At 70.8% G+C, this 23,997-nt stretch carries 22 protein-coding genes, 2 pseudogenes and 1 riboswitch; of the genes and pseudogenes, 13 read left to right on the plus strand and 11 right to left on the minus strand.

The genetic code is table 11. The annotated features are described in order from the left end of the window. The first annotated feature begins 3 nt into the window (after positions 1-3). Together WU80_RS06830 and WU80_RS06835 are read left to right on the plus strand one after the other, a co-directional pair. The gene (locus WU80_RS06830; protein ID WP_055400629.1) at positions 4-789 is read left to right on the plus strand and encodes a DUF2867 domain-containing protein; all 786 of its coding nucleotides are present in this window, start codon (positions 4-6) and stop codon (positions 787-789) included. Beyond that, positions 786-1,715 (plus strand): SDR family NAD(P)-dependent oxidoreductase, encoded by a 930-nt coding sequence (locus WU80_RS06835; protein ID WP_055400627.1) that lies wholly within the window; start codon positions 786-788, stop codon positions 1,713-1,715. The genes WU80_RS06830 and WU80_RS06835 overlap by 4 nt, the downstream gene beginning before the upstream one ends. Here the strand turns inward: WU80_RS06835 and WU80_RS06840 are convergent. The 7 genes from WU80_RS06840 to WU80_RS06870 are packed head-to-tail and all read right to left on the minus strand — an operon-like array spanning position 1,669 to position 6,807. Further along, positions 1,669-2,481 (minus strand): enoyl-CoA hydratase/isomerase family protein, encoded by an 813-nt coding sequence (locus WU80_RS06840; protein WP_055400625.1) that lies wholly within the window; start codon positions 2,479-2,481, stop codon positions 1,669-1,671. The two genes, WU80_RS06835 and WU80_RS06840, sit on opposite strands and share 47 nt — an antisense overlap. Further along, positions 2,478-3,500 carry a TIGR03617 family F420-dependent LLM class oxidoreductase gene (locus tag WU80_RS06845; RefSeq protein WP_055400623.1) on the minus strand — a complete coding sequence of 341 codons (1,023 nt, stop codon included), beginning with the start codon at positions 3,498-3,500 and terminating at the stop codon, positions 2,478-2,480. Before WU80_RS06845 ends, WU80_RS06840 begins: the two co-directional genes overlap by 4 nt. A gap of 16 nt (positions 3,501-3,516) precedes the next feature. Continuing rightward, positions 3,517-4,143 carry an LON peptidase substrate-binding domain-containing protein gene (locus WU80_RS06850; RefSeq protein ID WP_055400621.1) on the minus strand — a complete coding sequence of 209 codons (627 nt, stop codon included), beginning with the start codon at positions 4,141-4,143 and terminating at the stop codon, positions 3,517-3,519. Continuing rightward, a complete protein-coding gene (locus WU80_RS06855; protein WP_055400619.1) occupies positions 4,143-5,273 on the minus strand; it encodes a glutamate--cysteine ligase in 1,131 nt (376 codons plus the stop codon). Before WU80_RS06855 ends, WU80_RS06850 begins: the two co-directional genes overlap by 1 nt. After that, entirely contained in the window at positions 5,263-5,979 is a 717-nt protein-coding gene (locus tag WU80_RS06860; RefSeq protein WP_055400617.1) for a superoxide dismutase family protein, read from the minus strand. Before WU80_RS06860 ends, WU80_RS06855 begins: the two co-directional genes overlap by 11 nt. A gap of 24 nt (positions 5,980-6,003) precedes the next feature. After that, a complete protein-coding gene (locus WU80_RS06865) occupies positions 6,004-6,480 on the minus strand; it encodes a LytR C-terminal domain-containing protein (protein ID WP_055400614.1) in 477 nt (158 codons plus the stop codon). Positions 6,481-6,498: 18 nt separating this feature from the next. Further along, a complete protein-coding gene (locus WU80_RS06870; protein ID WP_007167558.1) occupies positions 6,499-6,807 on the minus strand; it encodes a DUF3263 domain-containing protein in 309 nt (102 codons plus the stop codon). A gap of 204 nt (positions 6,808-7,011) precedes the next feature. Here WU80_RS06870 and WU80_RS06875 point away from each other — a divergent pair, with 204 nt between their 5' ends. The 5 genes from WU80_RS06875 to WU80_RS06895 all read left to right on the plus strand — a co-directional run bounded on the left by WU80_RS06875 (position 7,012) and on the right by WU80_RS06895 (position 14,371). Next, positions 7,012-7,605, plus strand: a complete 594-nt coding sequence (locus WU80_RS06875; RefSeq protein WP_055400612.1) for a peptide deformylase — start codon at positions 7,012-7,014, stop codon at positions 7,603-7,605. Beyond that, positions 7,605-8,435: a hypothetical protein gene (locus WU80_RS06880; protein ID WP_055400610.1), complete on the plus strand. Its 831-nt coding sequence runs from the start codon at positions 7,605-7,607 to the stop codon at positions 8,433-8,435. Before WU80_RS06875 ends, WU80_RS06880 begins: the two co-directional genes overlap by 1 nt. A 47-nt stretch (positions 8,436-8,482) precedes the next feature. Then, positions 8,483-9,289 (plus strand): exodeoxyribonuclease III, encoded by an 807-nt coding sequence (locus WU80_RS06885; protein ID WP_055400717.1) that lies wholly within the window; start codon positions 8,483-8,485, stop codon positions 9,287-9,289. Between the two features lie 214 nt (positions 9,290-9,503). Further along, positions 9,504-9,938, plus strand: coding sequence for a hypothetical protein (locus WU80_RS06890; protein ID WP_055400608.1), 435 nt, complete (start codon positions 9,504-9,506; stop codon positions 9,936-9,938). 50 nt (positions 9,939-9,988) lie between these two features. Then, positions 9,989-14,371: a cation-translocating P-type ATPase gene (locus tag WU80_RS06895; protein ID WP_156349445.1), complete on the plus strand. Its 4,383-nt coding sequence runs from the start codon at positions 9,989-9,991 to the stop codon at positions 14,369-14,371. Here WU80_RS06895 and WU80_RS26635 read toward each other — a convergent pair. Further along, positions 14,337-14,414: pseudogene (locus WU80_RS26635) on the minus strand (hypothetical protein); the annotation flags it as partial. The gene WU80_RS06895 and the pseudogene WU80_RS26635 overlap by 35 nt on opposite strands. 63 nt (positions 14,415-14,477) lie before the next feature. On the opposite strand from WU80_RS26635, the gene WU80_RS06900 reads away from it, so the two are divergent. Next, complete coding sequence (locus WU80_RS06900) at positions 14,478-14,753, plus strand: hypothetical protein (protein WP_156349451.1); 276 nt, start codon at positions 14,478-14,480, stop codon at positions 14,751-14,753. On the opposite strand, the gene WU80_RS06905 is transcribed toward WU80_RS06900, so the two are convergent. From WU80_RS06905 to WU80_RS06915, 3 genes are all read right to left on the minus strand, one after another. After that, positions 14,750-18,598, minus strand: a complete 3,849-nt coding sequence (locus WU80_RS06905; RefSeq protein ID WP_055400602.1) for a SpoIIE family protein phosphatase — start codon at positions 18,596-18,598, stop codon at positions 14,750-14,752. The two genes, WU80_RS06900 and WU80_RS06905, sit on opposite strands and share 4 nt — an antisense overlap. Continuing rightward, positions 18,595-18,957: an STAS domain-containing protein gene (locus WU80_RS06910; RefSeq protein ID WP_055400715.1), complete on the minus strand. Its 363-nt coding sequence runs from the start codon at positions 18,955-18,957 to the stop codon at positions 18,595-18,597. The genes WU80_RS06905 and WU80_RS06910 overlap by 4 nt, the downstream gene beginning before the upstream one ends. Positions 18,958-19,047: 90 nt before the next feature. Next, positions 19,048-19,764 carry a PAS and ANTAR domain-containing protein gene (locus WU80_RS06915; protein ID WP_082459748.1) on the minus strand — a complete coding sequence of 239 codons (717 nt, stop codon included), beginning with the start codon at positions 19,762-19,764 and terminating at the stop codon, positions 19,048-19,050. Positions 19,765-19,828: 64 nt separating this feature from the next. After that, a riboswitch (TPP riboswitch) is annotated at positions 19,829-19,939 on the plus strand. Between WU80_RS06915 and thiC the strand changes: the two genes are divergently transcribed. From thiC to WU80_RS06940, 5 genes and pseudogenes are all read left to right on the plus strand, one after another. After that, positions 19,931-21,574, plus strand: a complete 1,644-nt coding sequence (thiC, locus tag WU80_RS06920; RefSeq protein ID WP_055400600.1) for a phosphomethylpyrimidine synthase ThiC — start codon at positions 19,931-19,933, stop codon at positions 21,572-21,574. Its footprint overlaps the riboswitch before it by 9 nt. Beyond that, positions 21,571-22,407 (plus strand): bifunctional hydroxymethylpyrimidine kinase/phosphomethylpyrimidine kinase, encoded by an 837-nt coding sequence (gene thiD, locus WU80_RS06925; RefSeq protein ID WP_055400598.1) that lies wholly within the window; start codon positions 21,571-21,573, stop codon positions 22,405-22,407. Before thiC ends, thiD begins: the two co-directional genes overlap by 4 nt. Beyond that, entirely contained in the window at positions 22,404-23,030 is a 627-nt protein-coding gene (locus tag WU80_RS06930; protein WP_055400596.1) for an alpha/beta family hydrolase, read from the plus strand. The genes thiD and WU80_RS06930 overlap by 4 nt, the downstream gene beginning before the upstream one ends. 32 nt (positions 23,031-23,062) lie before the next feature. Then, complete coding sequence (locus WU80_RS06935; protein ID WP_055400594.1) at positions 23,063-23,500, plus strand: MarR family winged helix-turn-helix transcriptional regulator; 438 nt, start codon at positions 23,063-23,065, stop codon at positions 23,498-23,500. 16 nt (positions 23,501-23,516) lie between these two features. Then, a pseudogene (locus WU80_RS06940) lies at positions 23,517-23,997 on the plus strand (LLM class flavin-dependent oxidoreductase); the annotation flags it as partial.

Below are 23,997 nucleotides of genomic sequence, written 5' to 3' on the forward strand. Positions count from 1 at the left end.
TATATGGAACGATTACCCTATATCGATGAGCATGCCATAACCGTCGACGCGGAGCGCGCGGACACGTGGTCCGCGCTGCTGCGGGTGCTGTGCCGGGACCCGGGCGACCCGTCGACCGTGCCGCCCGGCTTCGCGCTGGACGAGGCGCGGCCGCCGGCGCGGTTCGCGCTGAAGGGCCGGCACCCGTTCGCGGTGTACCGCTGGGTGTTCGAGCTGGACGACGATCCGGCGGGCGGCACCCGGGTGCGCGCGGCCACCTGGGCGGCCTTCCCCGGCCCGCACGGCAAGGCCTACCGGGGGCTGGTCATCGGCAGCGGTGGGCACCGCGTGGTGGTCCGCCGGATGCTGAAACGCATCGCGGCGACCGCCGAGCGGGCCGACTACACCGACGTGTTCGAAGTGCCGCTCCCGCAAGGGGATTCGCGCGGCGCCGAGCAGATGTTCCGGGACGCCCTGGGGCACGCCCCGGGCGGGGGCGTCGTGCTGTGGATCCACCGCCACGTGCTGAGGTTCGACCTCGGCCCGGGCTCGTCGCCCGATCACCCGATCGGCTGGACGATCGTGCGGTCGGAGCACGACGAACTCGTGCTGCGCGCGCGGGGGCCGCTGATGGATGGCGAGCTGACGCTGCGCCGCGAGGACGATCGGCGGGCCGCCCTAACCACCCGCGTGCGTTACCGCCGCCGGCTCACCGCTCGAGCCGTCTGGGCGGTCGTCGGTCCGCTGCATCGGGTGGTGGCGCCACGGCTGATGGCCCGCGCCGTGGTGTGGCAGCCTATACCGGCATGACCGAGCACCCGACCGCGCTGCAGATCGTCGACGGAATCGATCTGTCCGGCAAGGTCTGTGTGATCACCGGCGCGTCCTCAGGGCTGGGGCGCGAGTCGGCGCGGGCGCTGGCGGCGGCCGGCGCGCATGTCGTCCTGGCCGCCCGCGACGCCGAGGCGTTGGACCGGACCGCCCGCTGGATCGCGGCCGAGGTGCCCGGCGCGATCACGTCACAGGTGCGGCTCGACCTCACCGCGCTGGCCGCGGTGCGCGCGGCGGCCGGCGCGATTCGCGAGATCGCCCCGGCCGTCGACGTGTTGATGAACAACGCCGGGGTCATGTTCACCCCGTTCGGCAGGACGCGCGACGGCTTCGAGATGCAGTTGGGCACCAACCATTTCGGGCACTTCGAACTCACCCGGCTGCTCGTCCCGCAACTGGCCGCCGCCGGCGGGGCCCGGATCGTCAACCTGTCGTCCGGCGGTCACGTCCTGGGCGACGTCGACTTCGACGACCCCAACTGGGAGCGCCGCCCGTACGACAAGTTCGTCGCGTACGGCGCGTCGAAGACGGCGAACATCCTGCACGCGAAAGAGGCCGACCGGCGGCTGCGCGATCGCGGGATCCGCGCCTACGCCGTGCATCCCGGCACCGTGGCCACCGCGCTCGCGCGGCACATGTCGCGGGCGGACTTCTCCCAGCTGCGCGGGCTGGCCGGCGGGTCCCTCGACGTCATTACCCCCGAGCGCGGCGCGGCCACCCAGGTTTGGGCGGCGGTCAGCCCGGAGCTGTCCGACCGGGGCGGCCTCTACCTCGAAGACTGCCGAATCAGCGAACGGGCGGCCCCCTACGCCCGCGACGGGCAGCGCGCGGCGCGGTGGTGGGAGCTCTCCGAGCAGCTCACGGATCGGGCAGCGCCGTCCACTCCCGGGACAGTCGCGACGTGAACGACGCCGGCCGGCGCTCGAGAAAGGCCGCGACCCCTTCGCCCGCATCGGGCGTGCCCATCACGCGGTGGTGCAGCTGCGTTTCCAGCGCGGCGACCTGTCGCGGGGTGTAGTTGTTGATCGCGGTGTCCCACAGCAGCCGTTTGCACAGCGCCGCCGACATCGGCGCCACGTTGACCGCGATGTCGCGGGCCACCGCGACCGCGTGGTCGAGCACCTGCCCCGCGGGCAGCGCGCGGTTCGCGATGCCGAGCGCCGCCGCCTCGGCCCCGCCGAAGGTGCGCCCGGTGAGCAGGATGTCCGCGGCCACCCCCAGCGTGGTCAGCTGCGCCAGCGTCCAATGCGCCATGCAGTCGGGTAGCACACCCCGGCGGACTTGCACCACACCGTATTTCGCGTCGTCGGCGACGAAGCGCAGGTCGGCTTGCAGGGCGATGGTCAGGCCGATGCCGATCGCGTGGCCGTTGACCGCGGCGATCACCGGCTTGCGCAGCTCGAAGGCGGCCGGGGTGATCGGCGACGCCGAGAATTCCTCACCTGGGGCATCGAAAGGGCTTGTCCCGCCGGAGAAATCCGCGCCCGCGCAGAAGGCTCGCCCGGCCCCGGTCACCACGATGGCCCGGACGTCGTCGTCGCCGTCGCAGTCGGCGTACGCCCGACTCAGCAGCGCGCCCATCTCGGCGGTGTAGGCGTTGAGCTGCTCTGGCCGATTGAGCGTGAGCACCGCCACACCCGCGTCGACATCGACCGTCACGTCCGGGCTCATCGCAGCGCCGGGGTTCGGTGCAGGGCGCCGATCAGGTCCGCGACGTCCGCAGTGGCCGGCGTGTAACCCGGGAAGTAGCAGCACACCTCGGCGGCGTGCTCGCCGAACCGGGCGGCGATCTGCCGCGCGCAGTCCTCGGGGGTGCCGACAATCCCGATCCGGGCCACCATCTCGTCGCTTATCAGCCGGCGCATCTCGGGGAAGCGGCCTTGTTTGGACAGGGCGTTGAGCTCGGGCTGGACGTCGGCCCAGCCCTCGGCCTCGAGCACGGGCAGGTAGGCCGGCGTCGAGCCGTAGAACGAAATGAGGCCCGCGACACCGGCTTTCGCGGCGACCAGGTCTGCCTCGTCGCGGCCGACGGCGACCATGGCCTGGACGATGATCTCGAAGTCCTCGGCGGATCGCCCGGCGCGCCGCAGGCCCTCGGCCACGGCGGGCAGGGTGCGTTCGGCGAAGTGGCGGCCGCTGTTGAAGGGCATCACCAGCAACCCGTCGGCCACCTCGGCGGCGGTGCGCGTCATCACCGGGCCCAGCGCCCCCAACAGCACCGGCGGCGGCCCGAACGGGTTGGGCCCGGGATTGAAGTTGGGTGCCATGATGGTGTGGGTGAAGAATTCGCCGCGAAAGTCCAAGCGGGCGTGGCCTTCCCAGGCCGCGAAGATCGCCTTGATCGCCGCAATGGTCTCGGCCATTCGGGCCGCGGGCCGCTCCCACTTACTGCCGTAACGCTTTTCGATGTGGGCCTTCACCTGCGAGCCGAGGCCGAGCCGGAACCGCCCCCCGCTGTAGAGCTGCAGGTCGTAGGCGGCGTGCGCCAGGTGCAGCGGGCTGCGGGGCGGCGCGATCGCCACGTTGGTCATCAGCTCCAGGCCGGTCGTGCCGGCGGCTAGGATCAGCGGGAAGAACACGTCGTGCTGGCCCTCGAAGGTGAACAGGCCGTCGGCGCCCGTCGCGGCGATCTCGGCCGCGCTCGAGGCCGCGTCCACCGGTGAGCCGTTGACCTGCAGATGTACCTTCATCTACTCCCCTGTCGAGCTATTCGGAAAGCTGGAACTCCACCACCTCGGCCACCGCGGCCACCGCCTCGCGCAGCGCGGTCAGGCGCTCGGCGACCGACGGCGCCGCCAGCACCGTGTATCGATCGGCGGTGCCGATGGGGATGCGGGACGCCAACGCGTACAGGCGTTCCCCGGGATCGCCGGCCGCGTCGTCGCCCAGGACCGCCTCGCGGCCCGGCAGCGCCAGGCCGCGCGCGTCGGCGATCCTCTCGAACAGGGCCATCACCGCGTCCTCGACCTCGCGCAGTTGGGCCGGGGTGACCGGATCGCCCGGCTCGTCGGGCCAGACCGCCACGGTCGCGCGCGGGTAGGGCTCGTCGGGCAGCCACTGCGACACCCGGATCCGTTCCCCGGTGCGGCAGTGCATCGAGTACCGGCCCGCGCCGTGCTCGACGCAGTCGATGATCCTGGCCAAAACGCCGACATCGCAACGTGATTCGCCGCCGCCGACTTCACGTCCCCGCGAGATCAGCACCACGCCGAACGGATCGCCGGTGGCCAGGCAATGCCGGACCAGCGCACCATAGCGCGGCTCGAAGATGCGCAACGGCAGGTCCTGATCGGGCAGCAGCGCCGACTCCAGCGGGAACATCGCCAGTTCCATCAGATCTCCAGCTCGGCCACCAGGGCGTCGACCACCGTCCGCAGGTCGCCGTCGTTTTCCTCGGCCACCCGGCGCTGCCGCTGATAAGAGGCGCCCTGCCTGGGGATCTCGGCCACCGCGGCCAGTTCGTCAACGCAATTCAGCGATTTCGCGACGGGCTCGAGCCGGTTGAGCACCTCGTCGAGGTCCTCGGTGACCAGCCGCTCGTTGCTGTCGGCGTCCTGGATGATGATCGCGTCCAGCCCGTAGCGGGCCGCGCGCCACTTGTTCTCCTGGTTGTGCCAGGGCGGCATGGTCGGCAGCGTCTCGTCGGCCTCCAGCCTGCGGTCCAGGTCCACCACCAGGCAATGCGTCAACGCCACCAGCGCGCCCAGCTCACGCATGTTCGACACCCCGTCGCACACCCGCACCTCGATGGTGCCCAGGTGCGGCGAAGGCCTGATGTCCCAACGGACTTCGTCGACGTGATCGATGATGCCGGTCTTCTTTTGGTCGTAGACGAAACCCTCGAACTCCGCCCAGGTCTGAAACTGGAACGGCAAGCCGGCGGTGGGCAATTGCTGGAACATCATCGCGCGGTTGCTGGCGTATCCGGTGTCCACCCCGGCCCACCACGGCGAGGACGCCGACAGCGCAAGCAGGTGCGGGTAGTACTTCAGCAGCGACGTCATGATCGGCATGACCTTGTGCGCCGAGGAGATCCCGACGTGCACGTGCACGCCCCAGATCAGCATCTGCCGTCCCCACCATTGGGTGCGCTTGATCAGTTCGGCGTACCGGGGCGCGTCGGTGAGCTTCTGGGTGGTCCACTGCCCGAACGGGTGCGCGCCGGCACAGAACAGCTCCATCCCACGGTCCCGGACGATGCGGTGCGCGGGCCCCAGGGTTTGGCGCAGATCCTCCATCGCCTCCCCGGTGGAATTGCACACGCCGCTGACCACTTCGACCGTGTTGCGCAGCAACTCCTTGTGCACGCGCGGGTTTTCGCCGATCTCGGCGATCACCGCCGTGGCCTCGTTGCTCAGGTCGCGGGTCTGCGCGTCGACGAGGGCGAACTCCCACTCCACGCCGAGTGTGGGCCGCGGTGAACGGGCGAAATCGATGCGCGCGGTTGCCCTGTTAGCCGGCACCGATCACACCGCACGCGACCCGCTTGCCGGCGTCACCGGTGCTCATCGTCATCTGGTCGGGACCCGGGGTTCCGTTGCTCTGGCTGTAGCGCTCCGGCGGGATGTTGGCGAAATTGTCGGCGCCGGCGTGGATGATGATCGCGGTCTTCTCGCCGGTGAGCAGGTCTTCCATGGCGAACGCCTCGGTGGTGGTCATCAGCATCGCGGAGCCGTCCCTGCGCACCTGAAGCGACGTCAGGTCACCGCTGGCCGGCTCGCCCGTGTGCCCGGGCTTCTGGAAGTGTCCACCCGCGGACAGGAAGTCGCCCGGCGCGCCGCCGGTCGGGGCGACGGAGCTGGGCTCGCACTTGCCGACCTTGTGAATGTGCACCCCGTGGAAGCCGGGCGTCAGCTCCCCGTTGGCCGTCGTCTCGATCGTGATGGTGGCGTAGCCGTTGTTGAACTGGAATGTCGCGGTGCCGACCTCGGTGCCGTCGGCCGCCCTGAGGTGGGTGGTGATGTTCTGCCCCGGCGCCGCGGCGGGCCGGCCCTCCGGGGTCCCGCCGCCCGACGGCGCCGGCGCCCCGGTCCAGACCGCCGGCGTGGTGCCCGGTGACGACGAGGCGTGTTGGGGCGACGAGCACGCGTTCAAAAGCGCCACGGAAGTGGCTGCGCAGAGCGCGGAAACGGTGACGGCGGCTTTGCGGTGACCGGCGAGGGAAGGCATAGCGGAAGCCTAACCGCTGACGCGTCAACCCGTAACGAGGACGATGACCCCGGGCGGCTGGCCGGACAGCGCGGGGATGCGCGGCTCGACGGGCGCGCCCAGGCTTTTGCCGACCGCGTCGGCCGTCGCGTGCTCGTCGTCCGCGTCGGTGAAGTAGACGGTGGTGGCCGTGACGTCGGGCACGGTCAGGTTGTCGACCTTGGTGACGTTGAAGCCGGCCGCCGTGAGCTGATCCTTGGTGCGGGCGCCGACGCCCTCTTTCGTCGAGATGTTGTAGATCTGCACCTCGGCGTGAGTTCCCGCGGGCTTATTGCTGGTCGGCGTGGCCGACGAGCTGGTGGAGGTGGACGTGGAGACCGCCGACGCCGAATCGTCCTCGGAGCTGCCGGAGGACCCCAGCGCCTGCCATCCGAGCAGCAGGAAGATGACGCCCAAGAACAACAGCACCATCACCATGGCCCGTAGGGGCAGCCCCGTGGAGTCGGGGACTCGCTCTTTCATCGAGCCCACTGTAGCGAGTCAGGTCACCTCGAAGCCGAGGCGCCGCGCCGCCCGGGCCTTCTGACGGCTGGCGCGCAGCCGCCGCAACCGCTTCACCAGCATGGGGTCGGCGGCCAGCGCCTCCGGCCGGTCGACGAGCGCATTGAGCACCTGGTAGTACCGCGTCGCCGACATCGAGAACAATTCCTTGATCGCTTCTTCTTTCACGCCCGCGAATTTCCACCACTGACGTTCAAAGGCGAGGATGTCGTGTTCGCGGCGGGTGAGCCCATCTGCGATCTCGGCATCGTCCCCCGATCGATTTGCCCGCGCCATGGCGCTGTCCATATAGCTTCCCCTGGACCCTTCCGGCGAATGCTCGGCTGCTGTAGATGACTTGACTTACCTGAGGGCGTGTTTCGGCGAATATTGAACCACGGCCCAAACCCTCAAGCCGTCATCCAGACCCGCGAGTCGGCCGATTGGCTCAGATTGCCCGACTGGAAGATCGCCGGCTTCGACGCGCGGGCGCGTGCGGTAGCTTAGCCGACCATGGCAGTCGTACCGATCCGGATCGTCGGCGATCCGGTCTTGCACACCCCGACGCAGCCGGTGCCCGTCGGCGCCGACGGTTCGCTGCCGGCGGATCTGCCGGAGTTGATCGCCGACATGTACGACACCATGGACGCCGCGCACGGAGTAGGCCTGGCGGCCAACCAGATCGGCGTCGGGTTGCGTGTCTTCGTCTATGACTGCGCCGACGACCGCGGCCGTACCGAGCGCCGCCGCGGGGTGGTGGTCAACCCGGTGCTGGAAACCTCCGACGTGCCGGAGACCATGCCCGATCCGGACAACGACGACGAGGGTTGCCTCTCGGTGCCCGGCGAGTCGTTCCCCACCGGCCGCGCCACCTGGGCGCGAGTCACCGGCCTCGACGCCGACGGAAAGCCGGTCGAAATCGAGGGCTCCGGGCTGTTCGCGCGGATGCTGCAACACGAAACCGGGCACCTGGACGGCTTTTTGTACCTGGACCGTCTGATCGGTCGCCACGCCCGCAGCGCCAAACGCGCCGTCAAGGCGCACGGCTGGGGCGTGCCCGGCCTGTCGTGGCTGCCGGGTGAAGGGCCGGACCCCTTCGGTCACTGATGATCTCGTGGCCGGACCCGGGCACGCGGGTGACGCTTCGTTACCGGCGCCCCGCCGGCTCGGTCCCGCCGCTCACCGACGCCGTGGGGCACCTGTTGGCGGTCGAGCCGGAGGTGCGGGTTCGGACCAAGACGGGCACGGTCGTAAGCGTGGCGGCCGACGACGTGGTCGCGCTGCGGGTGCTCACCGACGCGCCGGTACGCACCTGGCAGATCCGGGGGCTCGAGCAGGCGGCCGCCACGGCGGCGCCAGGCACGGAACGGGCCTGGCTCGACGGCTGGCTGCTGCGCGCCGGGGATGGCGTCAATTACGCCGTGCCCCTGGATGTTTCGGCCCACGCCGGCACCGTTGCGGCGATCGTCGAGTGGTACGAACGGCGCGGCCTGACACCGCGGCTGGCGATTCCGGATCGGTTGTTGCCGGTCCCGCCGCGGCTGAGCGCCGAACGCACCGAGCGCGTGCTGGTGCGCGACGTCTCGGCCGCGGCCGCACCCGACCCGGCCAGCACCGTGTCGGCCCACCCGGGCGAGGCCGGCGGCGAGCTGGCGGTCGGCATCCGCGCCGGGGCGGCGCTGGCGCGCGCGGCGGTGACCGACGCGACCGACGGCACGCGCTGGGTGGGGTTGTCGGCCATCGGGGCCGGTGACGACCCGGCGACGGCAGCCACCGGCGCGGCGCTGCTGGCGTGGGCCGCGGGGCGCGGCGCGACTCGCGCCTACCTCGTCGTCCCCGGCGCCGGCGGCTCGGCGCTGGCCGACGCGCTCGGTTTCCGGGCGCACCACCGCCGCCGCTACTTCCCGGCCCGCTCCCCCGCCTGGGATACCGTCTAGCGATGATCGATGGCGGCGACCCGCTGCGGCTAGATGGGGGCGACCCGCTGCGGCTTGCCACCTGGAACGTGAATTCGATTCGCAGCCGCCTGCCCCGGGTCCTCGACTGGCTGGGCCGCGCGGACGTCGACGTGCTGGCGATGCAGGAGACCAAGTGTTCCGACAGCCAATTCCCCGCCCTGCCGTTCTTCGAACTCGGCTACGAGGTGGCGCATGTCGGTTTCAATCAGTGGAACGGCGTGGCGATCGCCTCGCGGGTGGGCCTGGACGACGTGCAGATCGGCTTCGACGGCCAGCCCACCTGGAGCAGCAAGCCGGAGGTGGCCGCGACGGCCGAAGCCCGCGCGCTGGCGGCCACCTGCGGCGGCATCCGGGTGTGGAGCCTGTACGTGCCCAACGGCCGCGCGCTCGGTGACCCGCACTACACCTACAAGCTGGAATGGCTTGCCGCGCTGCGTGATACGGCGGCCTCATGGTTGCGCGACGACCCCACCGCGCAGATCGCGCTGGCCGGCGACTGGAACATCGCCCCCACCGACGACGACGTGTGGAGCACCGAGTTCTACACCGGCGCCACCCACGTCTCCGAGCCGGAGCGCCGCGCGTTCAACGCCATCGTCGACGCGCAATTCACCGACGTGGTAAGGCCTTTCGCGCCCGGCCCCGGCGTCTACACCTATTGGGACTACACCCAGCTGCGGTTCCCGAAACGGCAGGGCATGCGCATCGATTTCATCCTCGCCTCACCGGAGTTGGCCGCCCGCGTGACAGCCGCGGAGATCGTCCGCGAGGAGCGGAAGGGAAAGGCCGCCAGCGATCACGCGCCCGTCCAGATCGATGTGAGGCGAGCCTAAATCGCTGTTAGCGCGGTCGCGTCGCAACCATAACCAGGTTAAGCTCAGGCAAATAAAATGCGGCTGCTCGTTGTCTGCGCCTTTCCAAGGTGGCAGGCTTTGATTTGTTAGAAGCAACAAACAGTGTTGTTTTGCTGTTAACGATGCGTTCAGCGGGTGCGTCTCGCTGGTGGCGCGGGTTTCGCGGCAAGGGCATACAAGCCAGGGAGTCAGCATGAGTGTCATCGGCGGAGCGGTCCGGGGCGTAGGTCAGGCGGTGAGTCGCGCGGCGACCACGACGACCGCGGCCGCCGGCGCTGTGGGTGGCGCGGCGGTCAACGGAGTCATCGGCGGGGTCACCGGAGCCGCCGAGGGCGTCAAAAAGGGAATGAGCACCGGCAGCCACTCGGCGCCGGCCGCCGCGGTGGCCTTCGGCGCGCTCGGCGTCGCCGGACTGGTCGAGTGGCCGGTGCTGCTGGCGGTCGGCGGCGGCGCCCTGCTGCTGCAACGGCTGGGCCGCAAGCGGGAACCGGCAAAGGCCAGCCTGAAGGCCGTGCCCGCCGAACCGGCGCCGCAAAAGGCCGCGCCGCAAAAGGCGGCCGCCAAGTCGACGGCCAAGAAGACCGGCGGTCGGCGCGCCGGCGGCAGCCAGTTGCGCAGCACCAACTAACGGGACTGTCCGAACCCGCTTTGAGCATTGCGGCCGCGATACGACGATCAATGCCGTTGCGCGCCGTCGCGACCGGCGTCCAGGCGACCACCTCGCTCGTCGAGACCGGCGTCGCCATCGCCGCGATTCCGCTGCGCGAGGGCGCCCGGGCGATCGCGGGCGAGCTGCCCCAAGACATCCCGGCAACGCTGAGCCGGCGGTGCTGGCGCGGCCAGGAGCGCGCCTGGATCGAGGTGCGCGGCCTGGACGGCGCCCCCGACGACCGGCTCGGGCGCTCGGTGCTCGACGCGGTGCTGGCCCACCCCGGCGTCGCGTCGGCCGCCCTGAACTACCCGCTGTCGCGCGTGGTGGTCACCCTCGGCGACGCGGGCACGTCGCTGCGCGACCTGTGCCGCCTCGTCAACGAGGCCGAGAAGCATTGCGGCCCGGCGCAATTCGTGGCCCCCCCGACAAGCCTGCCCGGCGACGGCGTGGTGCTGGCGACCCGGGCGGCCACCGCGGCCGCCAGCGCGGCCGGGCTGGGCATAGCGCTGACCGGGCGAGCGCTGCGCTGGCCCCGCATGCCCATCGGGGTTCTGGCGGGCGTGGTGGCCGTCGACTACCAGCCGTGGCTGCGCCGCCTGCTCGAGGACCGTATCGGCCGGCCCGCGACCGACACCGTGCTTGCGCTGGCCGTGACGGCGGCCGAAACCGTCACGCTGTCCCCCACGTCCCTGTCGGTCGGCCTGCTGATGCAGTCGCTGAAGGCCGCCGAATGCCGCGCCGAGGCGCGCGCCTGGGTGCGGCACGAGCCGCAGCTGGCCGGCCACGCCGACCACCCGCTCACCGACGCGTCGGCGGGGTCCAAGCCGCCGCGCGGCCGGCCCGCCGACCACCACGCCAACCGGTTCGCGCTCGTCCAGGCGGTCAGCGCGGCGGTCGTCGGCGCCACCACCCGTAACCTCAACCAGGCGGCGCTGGCGGTCCTGGTGACCACCCCCGCGGCCAACCGCACCACGCCGGAGGCCTTCGCGGCCGCGCTCGGCCAGGGACTGGCCGACCGCCACGCGGTTCTGGCGTTGCGGCCCGAGGCGCTGCGGCGCCTGGACCGGGTGGACGCGATCGTCATCGACCCGCGGGTCTTGTGCACCACCAACTTGCGGGTGTCGCTCATCCGGGGCGCCCAGGAGGCCGAGCTGCCCGCCGCGTGGTCGCGCGCACAGCTGATGCTGGAGAAGAATCGACTGCGCCCGGGCTGGCATCCGGTGCCGGGCATCACCGCCAGCAAGCCGAACGCGAAAGTGCAGGCGCTGTTCTGCTTCACGCACGACCCGCTGGCGTCGGCCGTCGTCGCCGAGGCGCACCGGACCGGGTCGGAATTGGTTTCGGTCGAGCACGATTCGCTGGGCGAACTGCGCCCGGCCTTCGACGAGATCAGGCCGCTCAAGGGCGGATCCATCGACGACGCCATGGCCCTCGCCGTGGCGGACCTGCAGGACGAGGGCCGCACGGTCGTCGTGCTGTCATCGCCTGGCGCGCAAGCGATCTGGTCGGCCGACGTGGCGCTGGGCATGATGCCCGAACCCGGCGCCGGCCCACCGCCCTGGTACGCCGACCTGTTGCTGCCCGACCTGGCCGCCGCCTGGCGGGTGCTGCACGCGCTCCCGGCGGCCCGGGCCGCCGCGCAACGCGGCGTGGGGATCTCGGCCGGCGCGACGGCGATGGGCTCGCTGCTGATGATCCCCGGCGTCCGCGGGATCGGGCGCGGGCCGGTGACCAGCGGTGCGGCCGCCGGTCTGCTGTCGGGAATGCTGTTGGCGCGCGGCATCATCAAGGCCGACCCACCGCGCGCGGCCCCCGTCCAGGAATGGCACGCGATGGCGGTCGAGCACGTCCGCCGGGCGTTGCCGCGGCCCGACTCGGAGCCGGCCGGCGACCCGCGGCGCCTCGCGCTGGCCACCCTTGGCGCAGCGCCGCCCCAAACGCGCGCGCACGCCTTCCTGCAATTCCTGGCCGCCGTGCGCGCCGAGTTGACCGACCCGTTGACCCCCGTGCTGGCGCTCGGCTCGGCGGCCAGCGCGGTGCTGGGCTCGCCGGTGGACGCCGTCCTGGTCTTCTCGGTGCTGGCCGGCAACTCCATGCTCGCGGCCAGCCAGCGGCTGCGGGCCGAGAACCGGTTGAATCACCTTCTCGCGCAACAGATCCCACCGGCCCGCAAGGTGTTGTCGGACGGGCCCGATCGGATGTACACCGACGTCATCGCGGCGCAGCTGCAGCCCGGCGACGTCATCGAGGTGCGCACCCACGAGGTGGTGCCCGCCGACGCCCGGATCATCGAGGAGGTCGACGTCGAGGTCGACGAGTCGACGCTGACCGGTGAGTCCCTGTCGGTGGAGAAGCAGGTCGAGCCGACGCCCGGCGCGGCCCTCGCCGAGCGCCGCTGCATGCTCTACGCCGGGACCACCGTGGTGGCGGGCACCGCGGTGGCGGTGGTGACCGCCGTCGGGGCCGACACCCAGGAACGCCGCGCGGCCGAGCTGGTGTCCGGTGATCTGTCCTCGGACATCGGTCTGCAGCACCAGCTCAGCCAGCTGACCAACCGGGCCTTCCCGGTCAGCATGACCGGCGGCGCGCTGGTCAGCGTGCTGGGGCTGGTGCGCGGGTCGGTCCTGCGGCAGGCCGTCGCCAGCGGGATCGCGATCGCCGTCGCGGCGGTTCCCGAGGGGATGCCGTTGGTGGCGACGCTGGCGCAGGCCGCGTCGGCGCGGCGGCTGACGAAGTTCGGCGCGCTGGTCCGCGTCCCGCGTTCGGTGGAGGCGCTCGGCCGCATCGACGTGGTCTGCTTCGACAAGACCGGCACGCTCAGCCAGAACCGGCTGCGGGTGGCCGAGGTCGTCGCGGTGCCGGGAACGTCGCGCGAAGAGGTGCTGCGCTGCGCCGCGCACGCCGCGCCACCGTCCAACGGCGGCCCGCACGCGCACGCCACCGATGTCGCGATCGTCGAGGCCGCCGCGTCGGTCAACGGCCACGGCTCCGGCGCACCCGTCGCGCACCTGCCGTTCCGCTCCGGCCGGTCCTTTTCGGCCTCCGTGACGGACACCGAGCTGGCCGTCAAGGGCGCCCCCGAGGTGGTGCTGGCCGCCTGCGGCGATGTCGGCCACGCGATGGAGGAGACGGTCGCGCGGATGGCCGGCAACGGCCTGCGGGTGATCGCGGTGGCGCGGCGGCAGCTGAGCGCCGCCCAGGCCAAGGCGATCCGGCGGGACCCCGACGATATCGCCGACTTCGCCCGGGACGGGCTGACCCTGACCGGCTTCCTGGGTCTGTCCGACACCCCCCGCGCCGAAGCCGCGCCCCTGCTGGCCGACCTGCGACGGCTTTCGGTGGGCGTCAAGCTGATCACCGGCGACCACCCGATCACCGCCAAGGCCATCGCCGAGGAGCTCGGCCTGAGCGTGACCGCCGAACAGGTGATCAGCGGCGCGCAGTGGGATGCGTTGTCGCGCAAGGAACAAGAACGCGTCGTGACCGAGCGGGTGATCTTCGCCCGGATGACACCGGAGAACAAGGTCCAGGTGGTTCAGACGCTCGAAACCGCGGGCGTGCGCACCGCGATGGTCGGCGACGGGGCGAACGACGCCGCCGCCATCCGGGCGGCCACCGTCGGCATCGGCGTCGTCGCCGGCGGCAGCGACCCGGCGCACATGGCCGCCGACGTGGTGCTGGTGGACGCCCGCATCGAGGGCCTGCTGCACGCCATCGGAGAGGGCCGCCAGCTCTGGCAGCGGGTGCAGGCGGCCGTGTCGGTGCTGCTCGGGGGCAACGCCGGCGAGGTGTTGTTCGCCATCATCGGCAGCGCGATCACCGGGACCTCACCGCTGAACACGCGGCAGCTGCTCCTGGTGAACATGATGACCGACGCTCTGCCGGCGGCGGCGCTGGCGGTGAGCGAGCCCAGCGGGCCGGTGGACCCGGGCATCCGGGGGCCGGACCAGCCCGCGTTGTGGCGCGCGGTCGCCATCCGCGGCGTCACCACCGCCGCCGCGACGACGGCGGCGTGGGCGATGGGCAGCGTGACCGGCCGCCCGCAGCGGGCGTCCACGGTCGCGCTGGTCGCCCTGGTGGGCGCCGAGCTGGGTCAAACGCTGCTGGACTCGCACGCCCCGCTGGTGGTGTTCACCGCGGTGGGCTCGCTGGCGGCGATGGGAACGCTGATCAGCATCCCCGTGGTCAGCCAGTTGCTCGGCTGCACACCGCTGGGTCCAGTCGGCTGGGCCCAGGGGCTGGGATCCGCTGCCGCGGCGACCGTCGCGATCGGTGTGCTGAATCGTGTGCTGACGGATCCGGACAAATCGGCCGATGCCCCCGCTGAGGTGGGCGAATCTCCACCACCCCGGCGCGCCATAACAGCGCATAGAGTTCCTGTAACGGCACCTTCAGGACGTGAGCAATAGAGGAAACTAGCGGATCGCCCCCGGCGTCGGTCATCGTCGACATATGTCCGACGGTGGCCGCACCACCCGGCGAGTCGGCAAACCCTTCGTTACTGAAAGGCAAATGATGGCGGAAAAGAAGACGCGTAAGGGGACCTCGCAGCGCGAGGCGGTGCAGAAGATCCGCGAGGGCGAAACGTTCGTCGTGAACCTTCCGGTGGTCGGGCAGATGGAGATCCCCCGGCCGGAGCAGCTGGCCTATTTCGGGGGCCTGGCCGCGCTGGCGGCGTTCGAGCTGATCGACTGGCCGGTGGCCGTGGTGATCGCCGCCGGCCACTTCCTGGCGAGCAACCACCACAACAAGCTGCTGGAAGAGCTCGGCGAGGCGATGGAAGAGGCCTAAGGGGTCCCGACGGCCTGGTCGAACCGCAATGTGACCCGGGTGCCCCCGGGAGTGCGCAGGGTGTCGACGTGGTCGGCCAGCCCGCCAATCAGGGTCAGGCCGCGGCCGCGTCGCCGGCTGCGAAGGCTGGCCGAAGAATCGCCCTCCCACCGCCCGGTGTCGCTGACCGTTACGGCTACGGTCTGCTCCCGCAGGAAGGCCTCCACCGAAACCGTTCGACGCGGCTCCCCGTCGCTGCCATGCTCGATCGCGTTGGTCACGGCTTCGCCGGTGGCCAGCAGGATGTCCATCTCGCGCTTCGGGGCGACGGCGATGCCTGCCAGCCACTCGCGCATCCGGTCGCGCGCGACGGGGATCTGCCCCGGCGCGGCCGTCACCACGGTGGCGAAGCTGCGCGGGGATACATGGCTCGGGCGCAGCGCGAGCACGACGACGTCGTCGCGGTAGCCGGTGGGCGGGGCCATCCGGGCCAGCACCTCGGTGCAGACGGACTCGACGGGGAGGTCGGCGCATTCCGCGGCCGCGCGCTGGAGGCGAGCGAGGCCGTCGTCGAGCGTTTCGCCGGCGCGCTCGATGAGCCCGTCGGTGTAGAGCAGGATCAGGCTCCCGGGCGGCAGGTTCGCCGTCGCGGTGGCGCCGGATGGATAGTTCTGCGCGTCGTGCTCCTTGATGGCGACCGGCAGTCGCCGGCCGGACGTCAGGAACACCGCGCGATTGTCGGGAAAGACCAGCAGCGGGTACGGGTGCCCGGCGCAGCTGTAACTGACCGTGGCGCAACCGGTTTCGGGTTCGACCTGGACCAGGGCGTAGGCCACCGTCGCGCAGCGGGCGCCCGCCACGCTGGCCCCGTAGCGGTCCAGCGCCCCCAGCACCGCGGCCGGTTCACCCGCCGTCAGGGCCGAGGCGGCCACCGCCGCGCGCAGCCGGCTCATCACGATCGCGGCGGGCAGCCCGTGCCCGACGACGTCGCCCACCGATATCCCGAGCCGGCCCGCGCGATCGAGCGGGGTGACCGAATACCAGTCGCCGCCCACGCGCATCGCCTCACCCGCGGGCTGGTACACGGCCGCCACGACCGCGGCCGTCGAGCCACGGTCGAGGTCCAACAGGTGCTCCTGGAAGTCGACGGCGATGCGATGCTCGCGGGCCATCACGCGGACCCGGTCCAGCGCCGAGGACGTCAGCTCGGCCATCCGGCTGAACGCGTCGAGCTCGGCGGGCTCGAACTGCCGCGGCGCGGGCCACAGCAGCGCCAGCACCCCCACCACCCGGCTGGAGTGATCCCGCAGCGGATGGGCGACGCAGGCGCGAACGCTGCCGGCGGTGTCCTGCACCGCGTGCTCGTAGCGCGGCGGCAGGTCGAAGGTGTCGGGGATGACCATCGACTCGCCGGTGCGCACGACGTCGGCCCCCACCACCGGGGAGTCGAGTCCCGTCACGTGGTAGCGATCGCGCAGTTCGCCGGGCAGGTGGCCGGCGTACTCGAACCGGATGTGGCGTTCGCCGTCCAGGATGCCGATCGCGACGGTGGCGGCGTCGGCCGAGCCGAATGACGATTGCAGCAAGGCGTCCATGATCCCGGCGACCGAGTCGGTGGCCTGCAGCGCGGCGTCGAGTTGCACCAGGTCCGAGGCCGCCGCGCGCCGCTGGCGGTCGCGCTCGCGGGCGACCGCGGACAGCCTCGACTTGACCCGGTCGATCAGTTCCTGGGAGCGGAACGGCTTCGGCAGGTAGTCGTCGGCGCCCCCGGCGTAGCCCTCGTCGACCGCCTCCGTGCCGGCCCGGGCGGACAGCATGAGGACCGGCGTGGCCGCCAGTTCCGGGTCCGCGCGGATGGCCGCCACCAGCGCGAAGCCGTCGATGCCCGGCATCATCACGTCGGTGACGACCGCGTCCGGCCGCAGGTTGCGGGTCGCCGTCAACGCCGACTCGCCGTCGGCGGCCAGGACCGTCTCCCAGTGCACCGAGAGCACCCGGTCGAGATGGTGTCGCATGTCGGCGTTGTCGTCGGCGATCAGCACCAGCTGGCGCGACCTCGGGGCGGTCGCGGTCGCCCCCTCGGGCTCGACGACCGGCGTCAGCCACTGCCGGGCCTCGGCCACATACGGGTTGGTCTCGTCGAGTAGCCCGGCCGGTGACAACTCGGCGGTGGTGCCCGCGGCGGAAAGCGGCAGCCGGATGGAAACCGTTGTCCCGCGGTCCAATTCGCTCTCGATCTGCACCGAGCCGTTGTGCAGCTCGACAAGCCCGCGCACCAGCGAAAGCCCGATCCCGGTGCCCTCGACGCTGCGGCCCCGCAGGTTGTCGGCGCGGTAGAAGCGGTCGAAGAGGCGGTCCAGGTCGGCGGCGGCGATGCCCACCCCGGTGTCGCGCATGGTGACGACGCAGTGCGCGGGTTCGGCGCGCACCCGCACCGAAATCGAGCCCCGCAGAGTGTATTTCACCGCGTTCGACAGCAGGTTCAGGATGATCGTCTCCCACATGCCCGGGTCGACGTCGGCCAGCACCGGCGAACAGTCCACGACCAGCTCCAGACCGGCGCGGTGGCAGAGCTCGGTGAAGGACGACGCGATGTGGGCGGTCAGCGCGCCGACGTCGGTGCACGCCAGCTTCGCGTTCGCGCGGCCGGCCTCGATGCGGGAGAAGTCGAGCAGCGAGTCGACCAGGCGCTGCAGGCGCCGTGCGTTGCGGGCCGCCGTGCTCAGCCGTTCCGCCAGAACGCTTTCCGGCGGCGCCTCGGACAGCGCGTCGTCGAGCGGGCCGAGCAGCAGCGTCAGCGGGGTGCGGAACTCGTGGCTGACGTTGGTGAGGAACGCCGTCTTGGCCCGGTCCAGTTCGGCCAGCGCGTCGGCCCGGTGCCGTTGCTGCTCGTAGGAAACGATCTGCGCGAAGGTCGACGTGAGCTGGTCGGCGAGCAGCTGGCAGAAGCCGCGGTACTGGGTGTCCAGGGGGCGGCGGGGGCTGATGCCGACCACCAGCGCCCCGGCCGCCGACGCCTCGCCGAGGGGCAGCACCAGTGCCTGGTCCGGGCAATCGGCCGCCAGGGCGTCGGCGATGCCGGGGATGGCGGTGGGCACGTCGTCGATGAGCCGCACCTCGGCGCGGGATCGGGATTCGGAGTCCCAGTCCGTCAGCCGCGCCAGTTCGGCCGGCAGCAACGGCGACACCGACTTCGTCGCGCCCCGCAGCGAGACGCCGCCGGCGAGTTCGTCGTCGGCGTACACGGCGATGAACGGCAGGTCCAGCGGCTGCGCCCCGCAAACAGCGACGGTGCTGCTCACCGCGTCGTCGATGGTGTGCGCGTCCATCACTGCGGTCGCCACCGAATTGAGCAGGTGGAGGCGACGCTCGCTCAACACCCGGTCGGTCGTTTCGATCACCGCGCAGAAAACGGCGCTCACCGCGCCGTCGCCGCCGATGATCGGGCTGTAGGTAAAGGTGAAGTACCGCTCCTCGGACTGGCCGCCGGTCATCAGCGGCAACATCAGGTCGTCCGACCAGGTCGCGACGCCGGTCTCCATCACGCTGGTGAGCATCGGGAATATCTGTTCCCAGATCTCCCACCACACCTGCTCCGCGGGGCGACCCAGGGCGTCCGGGTGCTTGTCCCCCAGGATCTGCGCGTAGCCGTCGTTGTACATCAGGAACAGGTTCCCCGGCCCTAGCCAGAGAACGATCGGAAACCGCGACGTCAGAGCGGTCACCACCGCGGCCCGCACCTCGCTCGGCCAGTCCACCGGCGAGCCCAACGGATGTGTGTCCCAATCGAATTCGGCAAACCGGCGACCCATTTCCCCGCCCAGGCCGACCGCAGCCGCCAGGTCGGCCGGCAGCGCGCGGGTCATTGCCGTCGCTTGGATTGAAGCGCCTCGGACAGGGTGGGGTAGACGTCGAGAATGCGATCCAGTTCGGTCACCTCGATCGGGCGGAGCACTTGGTCGTGGGCCGCAACCAGGCGGACCGACGTGCCGGCTTCCTTGCCCGCATCGTGGCACTCGAGCACGGCGTTCAGCGCAGCGCTCCCGAAGAAGTCGACCGCCTGCAGGTCCACGACGACCAGCCGGGCCGGGTGCGTCTCGGCCAGCTTCAGCGCTGCGGTCAGGTGAGCGGTTACCTCATCGACGGTACTGGAGTCGACGCCACCCTCAACGCGCACGACCACGGCGTCCTCGAGTGCCTCGTGTTCCACCGCCAACAAGTTCAGCGCCTTTCGTCCGGATGCGCGGCACGCGCCGCTCCGAGTGTCTAGGAACACTAACTGTTTGCGGGCTGCCGCGTTCGCGTATTCCCCTGGTTACCCAGCGGACTCGGCGGTTATCCGTTCGTGCACCGTCAGCAGCAGATGATCGAACTGGCTTTGCAGCCCGAGCGTCGCGCCGTCCAGGGCAGGAACCTCGGCCAGCAGTTGCCGGGCGAGCGCCCGCAGCTTGACATTGGTCTCCTGCGACCGCCATTGCAGCACCCGAAAGGCCTGCTCCGCGCTCACCCGATAGACGACCATCAGCACGCCCTTGGCCTGCTCGATCGCCGCGCGGCTTTCGAACAGGTCGGGCAGCGCCTCGTCGAGGACCTCTTGCCGGGCGTCGTCGAAGGTGTCGGTGACGTCGACGTAGTAGCCCGCGGTGCCCACCACGGCGCCCGACTCGTCGAGCATCCGGTCGGCGACGACGATCGCGTCGTGCACCTTGCCGGCCGTGTCGATGAACCGGTGCCGGCTGGAGAACGACCCCGCCGACTGCAGGGCGTAGTCCAGCTGCTCCTGCACGTGCGCCCGGTCGTCGGGATGCTTGTGCGACAACAGCAGCTTGGTCGTCGGCTCGACGCTCCCCGGCTCGTAGCCGTGCATCCTGGCCACTTCGTCCGACCACTCCCAGCGCTCGCCGATGAACCAGAAGCGGAAGGAGCCGACGATCGGATACCGCGCGCGGGATTCCACCGGGCTCAGCGGCTGACTGCCGGGACCGGCTGACGTCGCCCCGTCGGTCCCCCGTTGCCGTTGCACGGTTCGCATTTTTCCATCCGGGGGACTCCTCCTGCTACCACCCCGCTAAAAGGGGTAACGTCGCGGGCGGAACATCCAAAGACGCGGGAGCGCACGCCGAATGCGCTGAGAGGACGGCTTGCGGCCGTCGACCGTACGAACCTGACCGGGTAATGCCGGCGTAGGGAGATGAAAAATGACCGATGTCCTTTCCCAAGCCGTCGAGGCCGCCGTCACCACCGGGCCCATCGCGGGCAGCAGCAAGGTGTACCTCGACGTCGAGGGCATGCGCGTCCCGTTCCGGCGGGTGCACCTTTCCACCGGCGACCACTTCGACCTCTACGACACCTCGGGCCCCTACACCGATTCCGATGCGGTGATCGACCTGACGGCCGGGCTGCCGGCGCGGCCCGGCGTGGTCCGCGACCGCGGCACCCAGCTGCAGCGGGCCCGGGCCGGCGAAATCACCGCCGAGATGGCCTACATCGCGGCACGGGAGGGCATGCCCGCCGAACTCGTGCGCGACGAGGTCGCCCGCGGCCGCGCGGTGATCCCCGCCAACCACAACCACCCCGAGAGCGAGCCGATGATCATCGGCAAGGCCTTCGCGGTGAAGGTCAACGCCAACATCGGCAACTCGGCGGTGACGTCGTCGATCGCCGAAGAGGTGGACAAGATGGTGTGGGCCACCCGGTGGGGCGCCGACACCATCATGGATTTGTCCACCGGCAAGAACATCCACGAGACCCGCGAGTGGATCCTGCGCAACTCCCCCGTGCCGGTCGGCACGGTGCCCATCTACCAGGCGCTGGAAAAGGTCAAGGGCGACCCGACGGAACTGACGTGGGAGATCTACCGCGACACCGTGATCGAGCAGTGCGAGCAGGGTGTGGACTACATGACCGTGCACGCCGGCGTGCTGCTGCGGTATGTGCCGCTGACCGCCAAGCGGGTGACCGGCATCGTGTCCCGCGGCGGGTCGATCATGGCGGCCTGGTGCCTGGCCCATCACCGGGAGTCGTTCCTGTACACCAACTTCGAGGAGCTCTGCGACATCTTCGCCCGGTACGACGTCACCTTCTCGCTCGGTGACGGGCTGCGGCCCGGCTCGATCGCGGACGCCAACGACGCCGCGCAATTCGCCGAGCTGCGCACCCTGGGCGAGCTGACGAAGATCGCGAAAGCCCATGGCGCGCAGGTGATGATCGAGGGGCCCGGGCATGTCCCGATGCACAAGATCGTCGAGAACGTCCGGCTGGAAGAGGAGCTGTGCGAGGAGGCCCCGTTCTATACCCTGGGCCCGCTGGCGACCGACATCGCGCCGGCCTACGACCACATCACGTCGGCGATCGGCGCGGCGATCATCGCCCAGGCCGGCACCGCGATGCTGTGCTACGTGACGCCCAAGGAGCACCTGGGGCTGCCGGACCGCAAGGACGTCAAGGACGGGGTGATCGCCTACAAGATCGCCGCGCACGCCGGCGATCTCGCCAAGGGCCACCCCCGCGCGCAGGAGCGCGACGACGCCTTGAGCACCGCGCGCTTCGAGTTCCGCTGGAACGACCAGTTCGCGTTGTCGTTGGACCCCGACACCGCACGGGAATTCCACGACGAGACGCTGCCGGCCGAACCCGCCAAGACGGCGCACTTCTGCTCGATGTGCGGGCCCAAGTTCTGCTCCATGCGCATTACCCAGGACGTCCGCGACTACGCGGCCGCGCACGGGCTGGACAGCGAGGAGGCGATCGAGGCGGTCATGAGCGAGGGCATGGCCGAGAAGTCGCGCGAGTTCGCCGAGCACGGCAATCGGGTGTACCTGCCCCTGACGCCCACTCAGTGAGTTTTCTGCCGCTGCCACCGTCGGGCACCACGCCGCTGCGCGTGCTGTCCATCGCCGGGTCGGACTCGGGCGGCGGCGCGGGCATTCAGGCCGACCTGCGCACCATGGCGCTGCTGGGCGTGCACGCCTGCGTCGCGGTGTCCGCGGTGACCGTACAGAACACGGTGGGGGTCAAGGGTTTTCACGAGGTGCCCGCCGACGTCGTCGCCGCCCAGATCGAGGCCGTGGTGACCGACATCGGCGTCCAGGCCGCCAAGACCGGGATGCTCGCGTCGTCGGTCATCATCGCCGCGGTGGCCGACACCTGGCTCCGGCTGGGTCTGACGCGTTCGTCGGTCCCGCTCGTCGTCGATCCGGTGTGCGCGTCGATGCACGGCGACGCCCTACTGGCCACGTCGGCGCTGGATTGCCTTCGCCACCAACTGTTTCCACTGGCCACCCTGGTCACGCCGAACCTCGACGAGGTGCGATTGCTGGTGGGCGTCGACGTCGTGGATGCCGAGTCGCAGCGGGCGGCGGCCAAGGCCTTGCACGCGCTGGGCCCGCGTTGGGCGCTGGTCAAGGGCGGACACCTGCGGTCGTCCGAGCGCAGCTGCGACCTGCTCTACGACGGTGAATCCTTCTACGAGTTCGACGCCGAGAGGTTGCCCGGCGGCAACGACCACGGCGGTGGCGACACGCTGGCCACGGCCGTCGCGTGCGCCCTGGCGCACGGTTACACCGTCCCCGACGCCGTCGGGTTCGGGAAGCGCTGGGTCACCGAGTGCCTGCGGGCGTCCTATCCGCTGGGCCACGGCCACGGCCCCGTCTCCCCCCTCTTCCGGCTCTTATGACTGCCCTGGACCAGATCGCGGGCGTCGCGCACGAACCCGACGGCTCACCGGCCGGCGTCGTGGTGCTCACCCACGGCGCCGGCGGCAACCGGGATTCGCCGCTGCTACAACAGGTTTGCGACGAATGGGCGCGGCGCGGCTGGCTCGCGGTGCGGTACAACCTGCCCTACCGGCGGCGCCGCCCCACGGGCCCGCCGTCGGGTTCGGCCGCCGCCGACCGCGCCGGGATCGTCGAGGCGATCACGCTGTGCCGCGGCCTGGTCGACGGCCCACTGGTCGCCGGCGGGCATTCCTACGGCGGCCGGCAGACGTCCATGGTGGTGGCCGCCCGTGAGGCCGCGGTGGACGTGCTGACGCTGTTCTCCTACCCGGTGCATCCGCCGGGGAAGCCGGAGCGCGCCCGCACCGAGCACCTGCCCGATATCCGGGTGCCGACCGTGTTCACCCACGGAACGTCGGACCCCTTCGGCACACCCGACGAGTTGCGCGCGGCCGCCGCGCTGGTCACCGGCACCACCGCCGTCGTCGAGATCGCCGGCGCGCGACACGATCTGCGGTCCAAGACGCTGAACGTACCGGCGCTTGCGGTCGACGCGGCCCTGCAGCTGCTCGGGCGCAATTAGACAGTTTGGACTGCTCAGTTTAGACTGTCTGTGTGGACGCCGTCACCGAGTCAGCCGTCGCGGCGGCCCGCGACCTGCGGGTCGTGTTCAGCCGCCTGCGGCGTCAGTTGAGGGAACTCGCCACCGACGACGACCTGACTCCCTCGCAGACCGCGGTGCTCAACCGGCTCTGGAAGGACGGGGCCTCGTCGGCGAGCGTCCTGGCTTCGGCCGAACGGGTGCGTCCACAGTCCATGGCCACGATCGTGGCCGCGCTCGAGCAGCAGGGGCTCATCGAGCGCACGCCCGACCCGGAGGACGGCCGGCGGCAACTGATTTCGCTGACGGCGGCGGGGCGGCGACGCGCCGAGAGTAACCGGCAGGTCCGCGAGGAGTGGCTGGCCCGCGCCATCCACGACCGATACTCCGAACGCGAGCGTCGCGTCATTCTCGACGCCCTGACTCTGCTCGAGCGCTTGACCGAACAATGAAAGGGCAAGAGCTGCAATGGAACTAGGAGTGCACTTCATCGATTTCCTGCCGGGTGATCCGGCGGCATTGGGTCCGACGCTGGCCGAGGCGGGGCGGGGCTACGTTGTTCACGCTGGCCGACCACTTCTTTCAGATGGAAGCCATGGGGCGCGCGCAGGACCCGTTCCTAGAGGGCTATACGTCGCTGGGCTTCCTGGCCGGGCAGACGACCACGATCGAGTTGAGCCTGCTGGTCACCGGTGTCACCTATCGCTATCCGGGGATGCTGGCCAAGGCGGTCACCACACTGGACGTCTTGTCGCAGGGCCGCTCCATGCTGGGGCTCGGTGCGGCCTGGTACGACCGCGAACACGCCGCCCTTGGCTTCCCCTATCCGCCGGTGAGCCAGCGTTTCGAGATGCTCGAGGAGACGCTGCAGATCTGCAGGCAAATGTGGAGCGCGGACGACGGGCCCTACCAGGGCAAGCACTACCGGTTCTGTCTCTTATACACATCT

Source organism: Mycobacterium sp. UM_11, assembly GCF_001414075.1.
In the GTDB taxonomy this organism is placed as follows: Bacteria; Actinomycetota; Actinomycetes; order Mycobacteriales; family Mycobacteriaceae; genus Mycobacterium.